The 16,420-nt window shown below is 75.2% G+C and carries 15 protein-coding genes; 4 read left to right on the plus strand and 11 right to left on the minus strand.

What is annotated here, in order from left to right:
* Positions 1-90 precede the first annotated feature (90 nt).
* Both AC07FY_RS20830 and AC07FY_RS20835 read right to left on the minus strand, forming a co-directional pair.
* The gene (locus AC07FY_RS20830; protein ID WP_219668082.1) at positions 91-753 is read right to left on the minus strand and encodes a helix-turn-helix transcriptional regulator; all 663 of its coding nucleotides are present in this window, start codon (positions 751-753) and stop codon (positions 91-93) included.
* Positions 754-1,026: 273 nt separating this feature from the next.
* Positions 1,027-1,683 carry a DUF3000 domain-containing protein gene (locus AC07FY_RS20835; protein ID WP_479008244.1) on the minus strand — a complete coding sequence of 219 codons (657 nt, stop codon included), beginning with the start codon at positions 1,681-1,683 and terminating at the stop codon, positions 1,027-1,029.
* A 187-nt stretch (positions 1,684-1,870) separates the two neighbouring features.
* Between AC07FY_RS20835 and hemE the strand changes: the two genes are divergently transcribed.
* The gene (gene hemE / locus AC07FY_RS20840) at positions 1,871-2,878 is read left to right on the plus strand and encodes a uroporphyrinogen decarboxylase (protein WP_479008362.1); all 1,008 of its coding nucleotides are present in this window, start codon (positions 1,871-1,873) and stop codon (positions 2,876-2,878) included.
* A gap of 74 nt (positions 2,879-2,952) precedes the next feature.
* Here hemE and AC07FY_RS20845 read toward each other — a convergent pair whose 3' ends face one another.
* Together AC07FY_RS20845 and AC07FY_RS20850 are read right to left on the minus strand one after the other, a co-directional pair.
* Positions 2,953-4,359 carry an FAD-dependent oxidoreductase gene (locus AC07FY_RS20845; protein WP_479008246.1) on the minus strand — a complete coding sequence of 469 codons (1,407 nt, stop codon included), beginning with the start codon at positions 4,357-4,359 and terminating at the stop codon, positions 2,953-2,955.
* A gap of 63 nt (positions 4,360-4,422) precedes the next feature.
* Positions 4,423-5,514 (minus strand): DUF4349 domain-containing protein, encoded by a 1,092-nt coding sequence (locus tag AC07FY_RS20850; RefSeq protein WP_479008248.1) that lies wholly within the window; start codon positions 5,512-5,514, stop codon positions 4,423-4,425.
* Between the two features lie 150 nt (positions 5,515-5,664).
* On the opposite strand from AC07FY_RS20850, the gene hemG reads away from it, so the two are divergent.
* Positions 5,665-7,143: a protoporphyrinogen oxidase gene (gene hemG, locus AC07FY_RS20855; protein ID WP_479008250.1), complete on the plus strand. Its 1,479-nt coding sequence runs from the start codon at positions 5,665-5,667 to the stop codon at positions 7,141-7,143.
* 4 nt (positions 7,144-7,147) lie between these two features.
* A complete protein-coding gene (gene hemQ, locus AC07FY_RS20860; RefSeq protein WP_443301455.1) occupies positions 7,148-7,861 on the plus strand; it encodes a hydrogen peroxide-dependent heme synthase in 714 nt (237 codons plus the stop codon).
* Positions 7,862-8,127: 266 nt separating this feature from the next.
* Here the strand turns inward: hemQ and AC07FY_RS20865 are convergent, their stop codons facing one another.
* From AC07FY_RS20865 to AC07FY_RS20895, 7 genes are all read right to left on the minus strand, one after another.
* Positions 8,128-8,910, minus strand: a complete 783-nt coding sequence (locus AC07FY_RS20865; RefSeq protein WP_479008252.1) for a TIGR04222 domain-containing membrane protein — start codon at positions 8,908-8,910, stop codon at positions 8,128-8,130.
* Between the two features lie 81 nt (positions 8,911-8,991).
* A complete protein-coding gene (locus AC07FY_RS20870; protein WP_479008254.1) occupies positions 8,992-10,047 on the minus strand; it encodes a TIGR04222 domain-containing membrane protein in 1,056 nt (351 codons plus the stop codon).
* Positions 10,044-11,324: an MbnB/TglH/ChrH family RiPP precursor modification enzyme gene (locus AC07FY_RS20875; protein ID WP_479008364.1), complete on the minus strand. Its 1,281-nt coding sequence runs from the start codon at positions 11,322-11,324 to the stop codon at positions 10,044-10,046. The genes AC07FY_RS20870 and AC07FY_RS20875 overlap by 4 nt, the downstream gene beginning before the upstream one ends.
* Before the next feature lie 179 nt (positions 11,325-11,503).
* The gene (locus AC07FY_RS20880) at positions 11,504-12,256 is read right to left on the minus strand and encodes an aminoacyl-tRNA hydrolase (protein ID WP_479008256.1); all 753 of its coding nucleotides are present in this window, start codon (positions 12,254-12,256) and stop codon (positions 11,504-11,506) included.
* Positions 12,257-12,325: 69 nt separating this feature from the next.
* Entirely contained in the window at positions 12,326-13,312 is a 987-nt protein-coding gene (locus AC07FY_RS20885) for a hypothetical protein (RefSeq protein WP_479008258.1), read from the minus strand.
* Complete coding sequence (locus tag AC07FY_RS20890) at positions 13,309-14,604, minus strand: MFS transporter (RefSeq protein ID WP_479008260.1); 1,296 nt, start codon at positions 14,602-14,604, stop codon at positions 13,309-13,311. The genes AC07FY_RS20885 and AC07FY_RS20890 overlap by 4 nt, the downstream gene beginning before the upstream one ends.
* Positions 14,604-15,965 carry a discoidin domain-containing protein gene (locus AC07FY_RS20895; protein ID WP_479008262.1) on the minus strand — a complete coding sequence of 454 codons (1,362 nt, stop codon included), beginning with the start codon at positions 15,963-15,965 and terminating at the stop codon, positions 14,604-14,606. The genes AC07FY_RS20890 and AC07FY_RS20895 overlap by 1 nt, the downstream gene beginning before the upstream one ends.
* 217 nt (positions 15,966-16,182) lie before the next feature.
* Between AC07FY_RS20895 and AC07FY_RS20900 the strand changes: the two genes are divergently transcribed.
* Positions 16,183-16,380 carry a hypothetical protein gene (locus tag AC07FY_RS20900; RefSeq protein ID WP_479008264.1) on the plus strand — a complete coding sequence of 66 codons (198 nt, stop codon included), beginning with the start codon at positions 16,183-16,185 and terminating at the stop codon, positions 16,378-16,380.
* Positions 16,381-16,420: the final 40 nt, after the last annotated feature.

Raw genomic sequence — 16,420 nt, forward strand, 5'->3', positions numbered from 1 at the left:
CGATCCGTCGACGGGCGCGAGGGGGGGAGGCGGACGTTTCCGGGTCTCCCCGGCATGAGCCCGGAAGCCGTGGAAGCAGAGTCGGTGGAGTCAGTGGATGATCCCGGTGCGCAGGGCGACGGCGACCATGCCGGCCCGGTCGCCGGTGCCCAGCTTGCGGGCGATCCGGGCGAGGTGGGACTTGACGGTCAGGGCGGACAGGCCCATCGAGACGCCGATGGCCTTGTTGGACTGGCCCTCCGCGACGAGGCGCAGGACCTCGACCTCGCGGCCGGAGAGCTCGCGGTAGCCGCCCGGGTGGCTCGGGGCACCCGGGGGGCGGCGGTGCATACGGGCGGCGGCGGCGCCGATGGGGGCGGCGCCGGGCCGGCCGGGCAGCCCGATGTTGGTCCGGGTGCCGGTGACGACGTAGCCCTTCACTCCGCCCGCGAGGGCGTTGCGCACGGCACCGATGTCGTCGGCGGCGGACAGGGCCAGGCCGTTCGGCCAGCCCGCGGCGCGGGTCTCCGAGAGCAGGGTGAGTCCGGAACCGTCGGGCAGGTGTACGTCGGCCACGCAGATGTCGCGCGGGCTGCCGACGCGGGGGCGGGCCTCCGCGATGGACGACGCCTCGATCACGTCACGTACTCCGAGGGCCCACAGATGGCGGGTCACGGTGGAACGGACGCGCGGGTCGGCCACGACGACCATGGCCGTCGGCTTGTTCGGGCGGTAGGCGACCAGGCTTGCGGGCTGCTCGAGAAGAACGGACACCTAGGCCTCCTGGGGGAGTGGCGGGACGGCCGGCTCGGGGAAGGAAGCCGGTGCGAACCGTGCGGATGGTCACTGACTCCTTCGGCACGTCACCCGCCCGGCTTTAGGGAATGATCACGATTTGGTGAGTAACAATTCGGGCAATTCGGACGCATGATCGATCATAGGCTGATCAGAAGCCCGCAACGGGCGCCCCATTGCGACACGCGGCCGACCCGGCCCGCGCGGCCCTCCGGCCGCCGGGGACCGCCCGGCGGCCGAACGGCCCCACGCCTACGGTTGGTGCGGGCCGCGCCGCTGTGGCAGGGAGACCACACCCGTGACGCTGTCGGTCGGCCCCACCGGCGGCAGCCCCGCGATCTGGCACAGCAGCTCGCACCAGGCCGCCAGGTGCGCCGAGGTGTCCGGCACCCCGCCCCCGCCCTCACGCGGTGTCCACGAGGCCCTGATCTCGATCTGCGTCGCCGGCCGCCGCTCCGCGAGCCCGCCGAAGTAGTGCGAGCTCGCCATGGTCACCGTCCCGCTCGCCTCGCCGTACCCCAGCCCGCGCGCCTCCAGCGCCCCGGACAGCCAGGACCAGCACACCTCGGGCAGGAGCGGGTCCGCGGCCATCTCCGGCTCGAGTTCCGCCCGTACGAGCGTCACCAGCCGGAAGGTGCCGTGCCAGGCGTCGTGCCCGGCCGGATCGTGGAGCAGGATGAGCCGGCCGTCGGCGAGGTCGTCCTCGCCGTCCACGACCGCGGCTTCCAGGGCGTAGGCGTACGGCGCGAGTCTCTGGGGCGGCTTCGTGGGGTCGATCTCGATGCCCGGACGCAGCCGCGCCTTCTTCAAGCCGTCGACCGCCCGGCGGAACGGGAGCGGGACGGAGCTCTCCTCCGCGCCGTCCGTACCGTCGGCGCCATCTGAAAATCGTCCCTGAGCCGCAGCCATGCGGGGAAGACTAGGCGGAACGGGCGCCCCTGCGGCGCAGGGACACCCGCACCGGGCCGGGCAACTCTTCATACGTGCGAAGATTCGGGTCGTGAGCGCCAAAGACCTTCCCCTCGCGCACGGCTCCGCCGGCGCGGGGGAGACCCCCTTCGAGGGCCAGCCGAGTCAGACGTACGATTCCGCCTTCCTGAAGGCGTGCCGACGCGAGCCGGTGCCGCACACCCCCGTGTGGTTCATGCGGCAGGCCGGGCGCTCGCTCCCCGAGTACCGCAAGGTGCGCGAGGGCACCCAGATGCTCGAGTCGTGCATGCGGCCCGACCTGGTCACGGAGATCACGCTCCAGCCGGTGCGCCGCCACAAGGTGGACGCGGCGATCTTCTTCTCCGACATCGTGGTCCCGCTGAAGGCCATCGGCGTGGACCTGGACATCAAGCCGGGCATCGGCCCGGTCGTCGCCCAGCCGATCCGCCGCCGCGAGGACCTCGCACAGCTGCGCGACCTCACCCCTGAGGACGTCTCGTACGTCACCGAGGCGATCGGCATGCTCACGGGTGAACTGGGCGCCACGCCGTTGATCGGTTTCGCGGGTGCGCCGTTCACCCTCGCGAGCTACCTCGTCGAGGGCGGTCCCTCGAAGAACCACGAGCACACCAAGGCCCTCATGTACGGGGACCCGGAGCTCTGGGCGGACCTGCTGGACCGCCTCGCGGAGATCACCTCCGCCTTCCTGAAGGTCCAGATCGAGGCCGGGGTCTCCGCGATCCAGCTCTTCGACTCCTGGGTCGGCGCGCTCGCCCCGGCGGACTACCGCCGCTCGGTGATGCCGGCGTCGGCGAAGGTCTTCGAGTCCGTCGCCTCCTACGGCGTCCCGCGGATCCACTTCGGCGTGGGCACCGGGGAACTGCTGGGCCTGATGGGCGAGGCCGGCGCGGACGTCATGGGCGTCGACTGGCGGATCCCGATGGACGAGGCCGTCCGCCGGGTCGGTCCGGGCAAGGCGCTCCAGGGCAACCTGGACCCCGCCGTGCTCTTCTCCACCCCCGAGGCCGTCGAGGCCAAGACGGACGAGGTCCTCGCGGCCGCCGCCGGCCTGGAGGGCCACGTCTTCAACCTGGGCCACGGTGTCCTGCCGACCACGGACCCCGACGCCCTGACCCGCCTGGTGGACTACGTCCACACCCGCACGGCCCGCTGAGCGGACGGCGCTCCGCACGGTCGACGCGTCCCCCGGGGGCCACCCCCGGGGGCCACCCCCGGGGGAGACCCGGCCTATCCCGCCGCCCGCACCGCCGCGACCGCCTTGCGGGCCGCCACCAGGATCGGGTCCCAGACCGGGGAGAACGGCGGGGCGTAGCCGAGGTCCAGCGAGACCACCTGCTCCACCGTCATACCGGCGGTCAGGGCCACCGCCGCGATGTCCACCCGCTTCGCCGAGCCCGCCGCGCCGACGATCTGCACGCCCAGCAGCCGGCCGGTGCGCACCTCCGCCAGCATCTTCACCGTCATCTCCGCCGCGCCCGGGTAGTAGCCCGCGGTGGTGGTGGAGGTGATGGTCGCCGTCACGAAGCGCAGGCCCGCCTCCCGGGCGTCCCGCTCGCGCAGGCCCGTCCGGGCGATCTCCAGCTCGCAGACCTTGCTGACCGCCGTGCCGACCACGCCCGGGAAGGTCGCGTAGCCGCCGCCCACGCCCGAACCGATGACCTGGCCGTGCTTGTTGGCGTGCGTGCCCAGCGGGATGTGCCGGGTCCGCCCCGCGATCAGGTCCATGACCTCCACGCAGTCGCCGCCCGACCAGATGTCCTCGTGACCCCGCACCCGCATCGACAGGTCCGTCAGGATGCCGCCCGAGGGGCCGAGGGGCAGGCCCGCGGCGCGGGCCAGGGCCGTGCGCGGCTCCACGCCGATCCCGAGGACGACCACGTCCGCCGGATACTCCTCGCCCGCCGCCGTGACCACCGCGCGGGCCCGGCCCCGCTCGTCCGTGCGGATCTCCGTCACCTCGGCGCGGGCCACCGTACGGATCCCCATGCCGTTCATCGCGCGGTGCACCAGGCCGCCCATGTCCGGGTCCAGGGTGGCCATCGGCTGCTCGCCACGGTGCAGGACGGTGACCTCGTACCCCCGCCCGACCAGGGCCTCCGCCATCTCCACGCCGATGTAGCCCGCGCCGACGACGATCGCCCGGCGGCTCCCCGATCGCGCCGGGGCGTCCTCGTCGGGCTCCAGATCCGACATCAGGCGGTGTCCGTCGTCCAGGGTCTGGATGCCGTGGACGCCGTGCGCGCCGATCCCGGGGAGGCGGGGGCGGATCGGGCGCGCGCCCGTCGCCAGGACCAGCTTGTCGTAGCCCGTCCAGTACGCGGATCCGGTGTCCAGATCGCGGGCGCGGACCCGCCTGCCGGGCAGATCGAGCTCCACGACCTCGGTGCGGGTGCGCAGGTCGATGTCCCGCGCGCGGTGCTCCTGCGGGGTGCGGGCGATCAGGTCGTCCCGCTCGGCGACCAGGCCGCCGACCCAGTAGGGGATGCCGCACGCGGAGTACGAGGTGAAGTGCCCGCGCTCGAAGGCGACGATCTCCAGCTCCGCCGGGCCCTTGAGCCGCCGGGCCTGTGACGCGGCGGACATCCCCGCCGCGTCACCGCCGACCACCACCAGGCGTTCCCTCGTCGCCGCCATCGTCCGCACCGCCCCTTCGCCGCCGCCCACCGGATGGTGGACACGCTACGGCCGAACGGGCGTTCAGTCCCGCACGCCGGTCCCGGCGCCCCCGCCCGGGGTCGAGGGCGCGTCCGGAGCCGAGGGCGCGGCCGGGGCTGGAGGCGCCGTCCGGGCCGCCGGGACCGCGGTCTCCCGCGGCTCCGGCCGCTTCGCCGCCCCCGCGCCCCCCTTCGGCGCCGGGCCCGCTGCGCTCGTCCAGGGCGTCCGGCGGGCCGGGCGCGCTGCGGACCGGGCCGGGCGCAGCCTCCGGTACAGCCGGAACGCGAGCGCCACCAGCGCGGCGGCCAGGGCGAACGGCAGCACGGCGCCGACGGCCACCGTCAGATAGCGCACAATCCTGGTGAAGACCTCCCAGCCGCCGCGCAGGGCGCCCGTGAAGGTCGGCTCCTTCTTCTCCTCCCGCGCCGCCGGCTTCTGCGCCGGCTCGGTGACCTCCAGCGTGATCGTGCCCAGCGAGGTCTGGTCCTTCAGCGCCGTCTGCTGCGCCAGCAGCGACTCCAGGTCCGACTGACGCCGGCTCAGCTCGCTCTCGAGCATCACCACCTCGCTCAGCGCCGTGGCCTTGCCCATCATCTCCCGCACCCGGGCCACACTCGCCTGCTGCGAGGCGACCCGGCTGCCGATGTCGGCCACCTTCTCGGTGACGTCCTGTGCCTCCACCTTGCGGTGCAGGAGCGTGCCGCTGCCCTCCAGGGCGCCGAGCACCGCGTCGTAGCGCTCGCCCGGCACCCGCAGGGTGAGCGTGGAAGTCATCCGGCCGTCCTCGCGGCGCCTGGTCGACTCGCTGCCGACGTAGCCGCCCGCCCCGTCGGCAGCCGTGCGGGCCGCGGACAGCGTCTTCTGCACGTCCGGCGTCTCGATGCCGAGCGTCGCCGTGCGGATGACGTGGGGGCGGACGGCGGGCTGCTGCTGCCCGTTCTTGTCGGCGGGGGCGGTGCCGGGCGCCGCCGCGGCCCCCGGCGCCCCTTCCGGCGCCTTGCCGCCCTGGGCGGGCGCGACCGCCGCCTTGTCGCTCCCGGAGTGCCGGCCCTCGCCGGAGGCGCCACAGCCGGTGAGCGCGAGTGCCCCGGCCAGGGAGAGGGCGGCCGCCAGGGCCGCCGCGGAACGGTGCATCAAGTCAAACCCCCGGTATTGGGCTGGTGTTGCCCGTTGGACGTACAGGGTGCGGTCACGGGTTTCGCCCGGGCGGTTCCGGGCCGGTCCCGATGCGGTCACGGTCCGGCCTCGGCGTGCGGCCGGTGATCGGTCTGAGACGATGTGTCCATGCACGAAGCGGACATGCGTACGGATCGCCCCGGGCCGACCCGGCACGTCGTCGTCGTCGGCGGCGGCATCGCGGGCCTCGCGGCGGCCCACAAGCTGCTCGCCGAGGGCGTCCGCGTCACGCTGCTGGAATCGGGCTCCCGACTCGGCGGCAAACTCCGCTCGGGTGAACTGGCGGGCCTGCCCGTCGACCTCGGCGCCGAATCCCTGCTGGCCCGCCGCCCCGAAGCCGTGGGCCTCGCCCGGGCCGTGGGCCTCGGCGACGCCCTCCAGCCACCCGCCACCGCCACCGCCCACCTGTGGACCCGGGGGGCGCTGCGGCCGATGCCGCGCGGGCACGTCATGGGCGTCCCCGGCGACCTCGGACCGCTCGCCGCCTCCGGCGTGCTGTCCCCCGAGGGGCTCGCCCGGATCGAGGCCGAACCCACGCTGCCGCCCACCGAGATCGGCGAGGACGTCGCCGTCGGCGCGTACGTCGCCGCCCGGCTGGGCCGCGAGGTCGTCGACCGGCTCGTCGAACCGCTGCTCGGCGGGGTGTACGCGGGCGACGCCTACCGCATCTCCATGCGCGCCGCCGTGCCCCAGCTCTTCGAGGCGGCCCGTACGCACGCGCTGCTCGGTGACGGCGTATGCGACCTGCAGCGCCGCACACAGGACGGCCCCCAGCCGGCCGGACCGGTCTTCGCCGGCATCGACGGCGGCATCGGACGGCTTCCGGCGGCGGTGGCCGACGCCTGCCGCGCGGCCGGGGCCCGGATCGTGACCCACGCGCCCGTCCGCGAGCTGGTCCGTACGCCCGCGGGCTGGCGCGTCGTGACCGCCGCCGAGGCCGTCGAGGCCGACGGCGTGATCCTCGCGACCCCCGCCGGACCCGCGGCCCGGCTGCTCGAAGCGCTCGCCCCCGCCGCCGCGGCCGAGCTGCGCGGGGTCGAGTACGCCTCCATGGCCCTGATCACCATGGCCTTCCGCCGCTCCGAGCTGCCCGCCGCCCTCGCGGACGGCGGCGCGAGCGGGTTCCTGGTGCCGCCCGTCGACGGCAGGACCATCAAGGCCTCCACGTTCTCCAGCAACAAGTGGGCCTGGGCCGGAACCGATCCCGACCTCTTCCTGCTGCGCACCTCCGTCGGCCGCCACGGCGACGAGGCGGACCTGGCGCGCGAGGACGCGGAACTGGTCGAGGTCTCCCTCCGCGACCTCGGCGAGGCCGTGGGCCTCGCGGCCCGGCCGGTGGCCTCCACCGTCACCCGCTGGGAGGGCGGGCTGCCCCAGTACCCCGTCGGCCACCTCGCCCGGGTGGCCCGGATCCGCGCGGCCGTGGCGGCCCTGCCCGCCTTCGCCGTGTGCGGCGCGCTCTACGAGGGCGTGGGCATCCCGGCGTGCATCGCCGGCGCCGGCACCGCGGTCCAGGCGGTGGTCGCCGCCCTCGGCGCGGGATCCGCACCCCTGGCGCAGACCACTGATCAGCGCACGGGACAATAGGCACATGACTGCACCAGAGAAGATTCCCAACGCGGGGAAGAAGGCGAAGGACCTCAACGAGGTCATCCGCTACACCCTGTGGTCCGTCTTCAAGCTGAAGGACGTCCTGCCGGAGGACCGCGCCGGTTTCGCCGACGAGGTCCAGGAGCTGTTCGACCAGCTGGCCGCCAAGGACATCACCGTCCGCGGCACCTATGACGTCTCCGGCCTGCGCGCCGACGCGGACATCATGATCTGGTGGCACGCGGAGACCGCCGACGAGCTGCAGACCGCGTACAACCTGTTCCGCCGCACCCGGCTGGGCCGCGCCCTGGAGCCGGTCTGGTCGAACATGGCCCTGCACCGCCCGGCCGAGTTCAACAAGTCGCACATCCCGGCCTTCCTGGCCGACGAGGTGGCCCGCGACTACGTCAGCGTGTACCCCTTCGTGCGCAGTTACGACTGGTACCTGCTGCCGGACGAGGACCGTCGCCGCATGCTCGCCGACCACGGCAAGATGGCCCGCGGCTACCCGGACGTCCGCGCCAACACCGTGGCCTCCTTCTCCCTGGGCGACTACGAGTGGCTGCTGGCCTTCGAGGCCGACGAGCTCTACCGCATCGTCGACCTCATGCGTCACCTGCGCGCCTCCGAGGCCCGTATGCACGTGCGCGAAGAGGTGCCCTTCTACACCGGGCGCCGCAAGTCCGTCGCCGATCTGGTGGCCGGGCTCGCCTGAGACCTCCCCTGGGGGGAAGGGCCGGAGGAATGACCTCCTCCGGCGGATCGGGAGGCCCTGCCCCCGAAACGACGCAGCCGGACCCCGCCCGGAAGTTCAGACGACAAGCGGCAGCACCGCCCCGCGGGCAGGTGCTGCCCGGTCGTCCAGCGACACCGGTGCGGGCTCCGGATGCGGCGCCCACGTGACACGCCACGCGGCGGTGTCACCGTCAGGGTGCGAAAGGCATCGGACCGGGAAGCGAACGGCCCCCGGAGAGTGCCGGGTCAGCGGCCCCGTGGCCGGGGCACCCACCCCCGGTTGCCGCAGCCCAGCGCCGCCCGCAGCCCCGGGTCGGCGACGGCGCGCACCCCGCGCACGGCCACCGCCGTCAGCGACTCACCCGCCCCGTGCTCGCGTTCCAGGGTGTTCAGCAGCCGCTGCCCCGCCGGGGAGGCCCAGCGGGAGTACGGATGCGTCTCGAAGCGGGCGATGGCCAGGCAGCCCGCGCCCAGCACCAGCGGCAGGGCGAACCAGGCCAGGATGGCGGCCGGGGTGCTGCCACCCGTCGGGACGGCGAGCGCGGCGACGGCCATGGCGAGGGCGAGCAGGGTGGCCGCGCGGACGGCCCGTACCCCGTTGCCGACGCCGAGCAGGGTGCCGGCGGGCAGAGCCAGGCCCGCCTCGCCGAGCCGCTCCGCGAGGGCCCGTACCGCCGTGTCCGCCGCGACGGCCGACCGCAGCTCGGGCACCGGGGACTGCCCGTCGGGGCCGAACGCCCCGAGCACGGACCGCTCGTGCGGGTCCCGGCCGACCGGGTCGAGGACCGTCGCCCAGCCGGTGGGGGCCAGCAGCAGCCGCCGCTGTCGGTGCATGGACAGCAGCGTCAGGTCGGCCACCCGCGCCGGGCCGCCGGCGAGGTAGGCGGCCTCGTACGGGTCGAGTTCGGCGCGGTCGTGCGCGGCGGCGCCGGCGGGCGGTTGTGCGGCGTGGGCGGCGGCCCTGAGCAGGAGCGTGCACGACGTCAGCACCCCGGCCCAGGCCGCCAGCAGGAACAGAACCCAGAACATGGGTGAGTTCTATAGTCTGTTGATAGGCCCGGTCGAGGGTGCCGTCGCCGCAGAAACCGCCGTGACGCCGATGGCGAAGCGTCAGCAGCTGCTGCTGGAGCAGCTCGACCCGGACGAGCTGCTGCAGCTCGACCCGGAGGAACTGCTGCAGCTGGACCCGGACGAGCTGCCGCAGCCGGACCCGCCGGAACCGCCGCCGGAGCAGCTCGAGCCGCCGCTTCCGCAGCCGCCGCCGGGCCCGGCGCAGGAGGAGCCGGAACCGCAACCGGATCCCGCCCCGCCACCGTCGCTCCCGGCGCACCACACCACCGGCACGAACGCGGCGTCGGACGGCGACGAGGAGCCGGAGTGGCGCACCGGACGGGACCGCGACTGCGCAGCGGCCAGCCGGGTGCCGCGTGCGGCGGGCACCAACTGCCCGCGCAGGAAAGGGTCCCGCAGGCCGCGCAGCCCGAACAGCGCGGTCTGCACGTGCGGGGTCCGGTCGTTCGCGTAGTGGGCGCGGATCCCGCGCAGCGCCCGCCGTCCCGCCGGGGTGATCCGCCGGTTGGCCGCCGCGGCGCACAGCGCCCCGACCAGGACCCCGCCGAGCAGCACCGGAAGCACCTTGACGATGAACGGCACCTGCCCGTCGGGGTCCACCACGAACGCGACGAAGGTCAGCGGCAGCGAGAGCGGCACCAGCAGTCCGCACACCGTGGCCTGGACCAGGCCCCAGCGTCGCCAGACCCGCCCCCAGCCGGGCGGCGCGAGCAGCCCGCGGGCCGCCAGCCCGTCCCCGGTCTCCTGGACGGCCGGGTCGGTCATGGCCGCGTACCGCACCTGGTACAACCAGCCCGAGGGAGCCCCGGCGTGGGCCTGGAGCACGGCGCGCTCGGCCGGGTCGAGCGCCCGCGCCCCGGGCCGCACGTGGACGATGCCCGGGCCCCCGGCCATCAGCCGGCCGTCCCCCAGCATCGACACCAGGGCGGTGTCCACGACGGCGCCGGGTCCGCCCGCGATGAAAGCGGCCTCGGACAGGTCGTGGAGGAGGGGGGCCGGACCGGCCGACCGGGGCCGGGCCCGGTACAGGCCGAGGACGAGCAGGCCGCTGGAGGCGGCGACGGCGAGCCAGACCGCGAGGGCGAGCAGGTTCACGCCGCCCTCCCCACCAGGGCCCGGGCCCAGCGCACGACCCGGCGGGGCGGCCGGGCTCCGGCCCGCTCCCGCCACCACGCGGTGAGCCGGCGCCGGGCGGCGGGGTCGGCCGGCAGGTCCTGGATCAGCAGGTGCTCGGCGAAGTCCAGCGCGTCCCGGCGGTAGCCGGCCGTCATCGGGCGGCCCTTGGCATAGCCGAGGAACGCCGTGCGGTACGCCCCGCGGCCCCCGAGGATGCCGGGCAGCTCGGGAGCCAGCCGGGCCACCACGTCCGCCCGCTTGGCGGCCAGGGCCCGGGACTGCACCCGGATCCGCTGCCGGTCGAAACCCTCGGGAACCGGCGTCCCGGCCACCAGCGCCGACAGCAGGGCGGCCTGCCCCAGTCCCACCCGCGTCCGGACGTCCTCGCCGGCCTGCGGCTCGTGCCGGTCCTCCCGGGCCGCGGGCCGCGCGGCCGCCGCCACGGCCGGCCCGGCGGCCACCGCCGCGCGGATCGTCTCCAGCTCGGCCGCCAGCTCCGGCTCCGGCGGGAAGTCGGCGTCCCGCTCCAGCAGGACGCCCGGCGGATCCACCCGGGAGCGCAGGGCGGTCAGCAGCTCCAGCACCGCCGGCGGCACCGGGTGCGCGTGGGTGTCGTGCCAGACGCCGTCCCGTTCGACGCCGCCCGCCACGTGCACGTACGCCAGCGCCTCCAGGGGGATGGCGTCCAGCACGGCGAGCGGGTCCTCGCCGCGGTTGACCCGGTTCGTGTGCAGGTTGGCCACGTCGACCAGCAGCCGTACGCCCGTCCGCTCGACCAGCTCCGTCAGGAACTGCCCCTCGGTCAGCTCCTCCTCCGGCCACGAGAACAGCGCGGCGATGTTCTCCAGCGCCAGCGGCACGGGCAGCGCGTCCTGCGCGATGCGCACGTTCGCGCACAGCACGTCGAGCGCGTCGCGGGTGCGCGGCACCGGCAGCAGGTGCCCGGCCTCGAGCGCGGGCGAGGAGCTGCGGACGAAGGCGATGTGCTCAGTGACCAGCGGCGCCCCCAGCGCCACGGCCCGCTCACCGAGGGCCGCCAGCTTCGCCGGGTCGGGGCGGTCGGCGCCGCCGAGGCCCAGCGAGACCCCGTGCGGGACGAGGCGGACGCCGCGCTCGCGCAGGCGCAGCAGCGCCTCCGGCAGGTGGCCCGGGCAGATGTTCTCGGCCACCACCTCGGCCCAGTCCAGGCCCGGCAGCCGCGAGACCGCGTCCGCGATCTCCGGCCGCCAGCCGATGCCCACCCCCAGGTGTGCCATGGGCTTCATGTTCCCCACCCCCCTTGGGCACGCGGTTCGCGCGCCGTGTGCCGATGATGGCCCCGGCGGAGTCCGGCCAACCCAGAAGGGGGACTTTCAGAGCAACATTTGAGGTTGCGCCCGCGCGGCCGTCCTCACCGTCTGCGCGCGGCCGCCCCCACCGCCCCGCACGGCCGCCCTCACCGCCGGGCCCGCAGCGCCGGGTGGTCGGCGACCACCGTCGCGCTGCCCGGTGCGATCTCCGTGAAACCGGCGTCGCGGACCACCGGCAGCCCGCTGCCGCTCAGCTCCTCCCACCGTTCGCGCGGCGCCGTCCGTACGGCCAGCCGGAATCCGGCCGCCTGCCAGGCGGCCCGCTCCGCGTCCGCCAGCTCCCACCACGCGAGCTGGGCCGCGTGCCCGGCCTGGGCCATGGCCTTCCCGGCGGACATGGCGAGACCGGGGTTGAGCCACAGGACGGGCAGCTCCGGATCGTTGACCGCGTCGGCGGGCCGCGGGTCGTCGAGGTCGGTGCCGGACACCTGGAGCTTGGCCAGTTCCTTGGGCCAGCCGTCCAGGGGCACCGGCGGGAAGACCCGGACTTCCGAGGTGCCGCCGTGCACCGTGACGCCCGGCAGGGCGCCGGCCTTGCGCCACTCCGCACCCCGTGCCCGCCGGACCACCTTGCGGATCCGAGCGTCCTGCCAGTCCCGCACCGCCGCGGCCCACTCGCCCTCGCCCCGCGACCGCTCGTCGGTCAGCAGGACCAGCACCGCGCGGGCCGCCGTCTCCAGCGCGTCCGTCCGGGCCGGGGGCTCGGTCTTCTCGATCCGCACGACCAGCGGCAGGACGAACTGCGGGGCCTCGTCGCGCGGCGCGTGCTCCTGGCGGAAGGGGCTGTCCGCGCCGACCGCGGGCGCGTGCGGGGTGTCGTTCGTGTGCTGGCTGCTCATCCCGCCAAGGATGCCAGCCTCCCCCTCCCGGGCGGCCCCGCGGGGGGCCGGGTGCCCGGGCGGGCGGCGTCACCGGGGAGGCGGCCCGCCGACGTACGCGGGTGACGAGCCGCCCCGCACCAGGAGGCGGGGCGCGCCGCTCCCGTCCGCGGGGACGGACCGGACGTCGCCGTCGAGGCCGTAGCCGACGTTCGCCCCGTCCAGCCAGGCGGCCTGGTCGTCGACGCTGCGCGGCTCGGCCAGCGGCCGCTCCCGCATCGTCGCCAGGTCCAGGACGTACAGCCGCCAGGGTGCCCGGGTGTCGTCGGAGACCTTCTTCTTGAAGGCGAGGCGGGTGCCGTCCGGTGACAGCGAGGGGCACTCGGCGTTCTCGCGCAGCGCCTTCGCGGACCAGTCGCGCAGGTCGCCCTCGACGAGGTGGGTGCGGCCCCGGGTGGAGACGGTGGCGTAGAAGCGGTTGTCGTCCGCCGCGAAGCTGACGCCCCAGTAGTTGACGTCGGAGTCGTGGTGCCGCGTGCCGTCCAGGGTCAGCGGGATCTGCTCCATGGACTTGACCAGGTAGCCGGTGCGCAGGTCCAGGATCGCGGTCCGGGTGGAGAAGGCGGAGGTGTTGTAGGAGTCCCCGGTCGTGAAGGTGGTCCAGGCGAGGACCTGCCCCGAGGCGGAGACGCGGGCCCGGTTGGGGATGCCGGGCACGATCACCCGGCGCATCTCGCGCAACCGCCCGTCGAGGACGAGTGCTTCGGCGCGGGCCGGGACGCCGGGCAGCCTGCGCAGGCACAGGGCGTGTCCGCCCGCGGCGTGGAAGCGGTCGCAGGAGGGGCCCTCGGCCACGCCGGGGCCCTCGGGCGCGGACCGGCGGGCGACCCGTCCGGTGGCCGCGTCCAGGTGGTAGAGGCCGGGCTCGGCGAGGCCGAACGAGGCGGCGGCCCCGGCCGGCCGAGCCGGCCGTTCGCGCTGCCGCGCGTGCAGGACGTAACCGAGGGAGCCGCCCGCGAGGAGGAGGACGGCCGTGACGACGAAGGCGAGGCGCAGCCGCCCGTGGCGGAGGTTCATGAGGGCTCCGGGGTGGAGGTGCCGGCGGGGGAGGGGGAGGCTCCCGGGGAGGGCAGGACGCGCCGGGCGACCGCGAGCGCCGCGGCCAGCGCGAGGGCGGCGGCCCACAGGGCGGGGCGTTGCCCCCACAGGGTCCAGGCCGCGCCGAACCCGGCGGCGCCGACCAGCCGGGCCAGCGCCTGGCCGGTCTGCAGCAGCGCGATTCCACCCGCCCGGCGGGCTGCCGGGAGCAGCGGCGCGCCGAGTGCCATCAGGACCCCGTCCGTGCCGGCGTAGAAGACCCCGAGCAGGACCAGTACGGCGACGACGGACGGCCAGGAGACGGGCGCCAGCAACACGGCGTACGCGCCAAGCAGGGCACCGTGCCCGAGCAGGAAGGCCGGCCGGCGCCCGTAGCGGTCGGCGGCCTTGCCCGCCGGGAGGGCGAGCAGGAGGTAGACCGCGGCGGCGCCGAGCGGCAGCAGCGTGAACAGGGCGGGCGGCAGGTCGAGACCGCGCAGGAGCAGCAGGTAGAGGAAGGCGTCGCCGATGGTGGTGCCGCCGAGCAGGGCGGTGGCGTACAGGACGTGGCGGAACGCGGGGTCGCGCAGCGCGCCGGTCCCCCGCGGCGGCGGGGAGGTCGGCGCGCGTGCGGGGGCGGGCGCGTGCGCGGGGGCGCCCGCGTACGTGGGGGCGGCCGGGACGTACAGGGCGAGCAGGAGCACGCCGAGCAGGCCCGCGCAGAAGCTGACGGCGAAGACCGCGTCGTAGGCGTCGGCGGTGGCCCACAGCACGGCGAACGCGGCGAGCGGTCCCAGCAGGGCGCCCGTGGTGTCCATGGCGCGGTGCACGCCGAAGGACCGGCCGAGTGACTCCGGCGGCCCGCTGAGCGAGATCAGCGCGTCGCGCGGCGCGGTGCGGATGCCCTTGCCGAGCCGGTCGGCGGCGAGCGCCGCGGCGATCCCGGCGGTGGCGCCGCCGGCGAGGAGCAGCCCGAGCCGGGACAGCGCGGAGAGCAGGTAGCCGCTCCCCGCGACGCGCTTGTGGTGGCCGCCGCGGTCGGCGAGCCGTCCGCCGAGCAGCCGTACGAGCGCGGTCGCCCCGTTGAACATGCCGTCGAGGAAGCCGAACTGGAGGGGGGTGAGACCGAGTCCGAGGACGAGGTAGAGCGGCAGGACGGCCGTGACCATCTCCGAGGAGACGTCGGTGACCAGGCTGACCGCGCCGAGCACGAGGACGGCGGCGGGGACGCGCCGCCGGGCCCCGGGGGTGCGGGGCGGCGCGTCCGGGCGGCCGTTGGCGGCCAGGTACATCAGTGGCAGCTGTAGGTGGGGCTCGTGTCCTTGACCTGGCCGTCGGTGGCGACGTACGTCCAACCGAAGCCGGAGTCGGTGAAGTCCAGCTTCACCACGCCGTACGGGCCGCTCACCCGCTTCTGGCTGTTGGGCTGGACCTCTTCGATCGGGTAGGGCTCGGCGCCGCCCATCCCGCCGACGATCTGCACGATCCCGTCGGCGGTGGCCCTGCCGTCGGGGTCCTGCGGGGCGAACCGCTCGTAGTGGTGGTCGTGGCCGCCGAGGACGAGGTCCGCCTTCGCGGCGTACAGGAGCTTCCAGACCGGCTTGGAGACCGGGTCGTTGCCGTGCCCGCCGGAGGAGAACAGCGGGTGGTGCCAGTAGGCGGCGACGCACCGCTTGGAGTTGGCGGCGAGATCGGCCTTGAGCCAGTCGATCTGGGCGGACTCGTCGAAGGAGTTGGAGTCGAGGGCGATGAAGTGCCAGTTGCCCTCGTCGTAGCTGTACCAGCTCTTGCCCTGCGGGAAGGCGATGCTCCCGAAGTAGGACCGGTAGCCGGCGAGGGAGCCGGCCGGGTCGTAGGTCTCGTGGTTGCCCGGTACGGGGCGGGTCTTGGCCTTGAAGGCGCCCCAGCTCTTGTCGTAGTGGTTGCGGTAGTCCGAGAGCCGGGCGTCGTCGTACTGGTTGTCGCCCATCGTGAGGTAGAACCTCGGGTCGATCCGCTGGGCGAGCGCGGCGGTCTTCGGGTGCGCGCAGCCGCTGTCGGAGGCCGTGCACTGCGCGGCGATGTCACCGGCCGCCACGACCGTGAAGGCGCCGCCGGGCGGCGGGCCGCCGTCGAGGGTGCCGTACACCTCCGCCTCGAACAGCGAGTAGCCGTAGACGGTGCCGCGCGCGGTGCCGTGGATCCGCAGGTGGCGGCCCTTGCCGGCCAGGCCGGTGAAGTCGTCGACACCGCCGTTGCCGGCGGTCTCGGTGGCGAGCGCGGTCCAGGAGGCGCCGTCGGCGGACACCTCGACGCGGTAGGCCCTCGCGTAGGCCGCCTCCCACCTCAGGCGCACCCGCGAGACGGTGGCGGCGGCGCCGAGGTCGACCCGGATCCACTGCGGGTCCTTGCCCTCGGCGCTGGCCCAGCGGGTCGCCGGGTCGCCGTCGAAGGCGTTCTTCGCGCCGAGCGAGGAGGTCTCCACGGAGGAGGCGGTGGCCGGTTTCCCGCGCGATATGACGGGGTCGGCGGCGGCCCCGGCCCGTTCGGGCCAGGCGAGGAGCAGCCCGCCGACGAGGGCGAGCACGGCGGTGCCCGTGAGGAGGAGGGTGCGGACCCGGCCGCGGAACGAGGGGGAGGGCGAGGGGGATGGAGCGGAAGTGTTCAGGTGCATACCTGGACTCCCTGTCCTGGGGGCGGCGAGAGCTGGACTCTGGCGCGGAGCAGCGCGTCCCAACCCGCGCGCGGGCAGGGGGCGGTGCACGGCGGCCGGGTCAGAGCTCTCGCTGAGCGCGTCATGCCCACGGGGACGGGGCACCGCGCCAAGCCGCCGCCCGGGAGACTAACAGGAAGGAAAGTTTCCTACCAGACTCCCGGGTAGGCTCGTTCGCATGGACCAGCCGGACCCGGACCCGTCGTACTGCCCCGCCCCCGCCCCCGCCGCCCCGGACGGGCGGGTGGAGGGACCGCCCTACGCGGACTGCCTGGCGTGCGGCAAGCCCACCGAGTACGGGGTCGCCACCCCGGGCGTGGTGCTGTGCCCGGTGTGCGAGTGGCAGGAAGCGCAGCGCACGGCCTGCTCGGGCTGAGGCTCCGCGCGGGCGAATCGTTTCGCCGGATGCGTGGCGT

It is taken from the genome of Streptomyces sp. NPDC045967, from assembly GCF_056430495.1.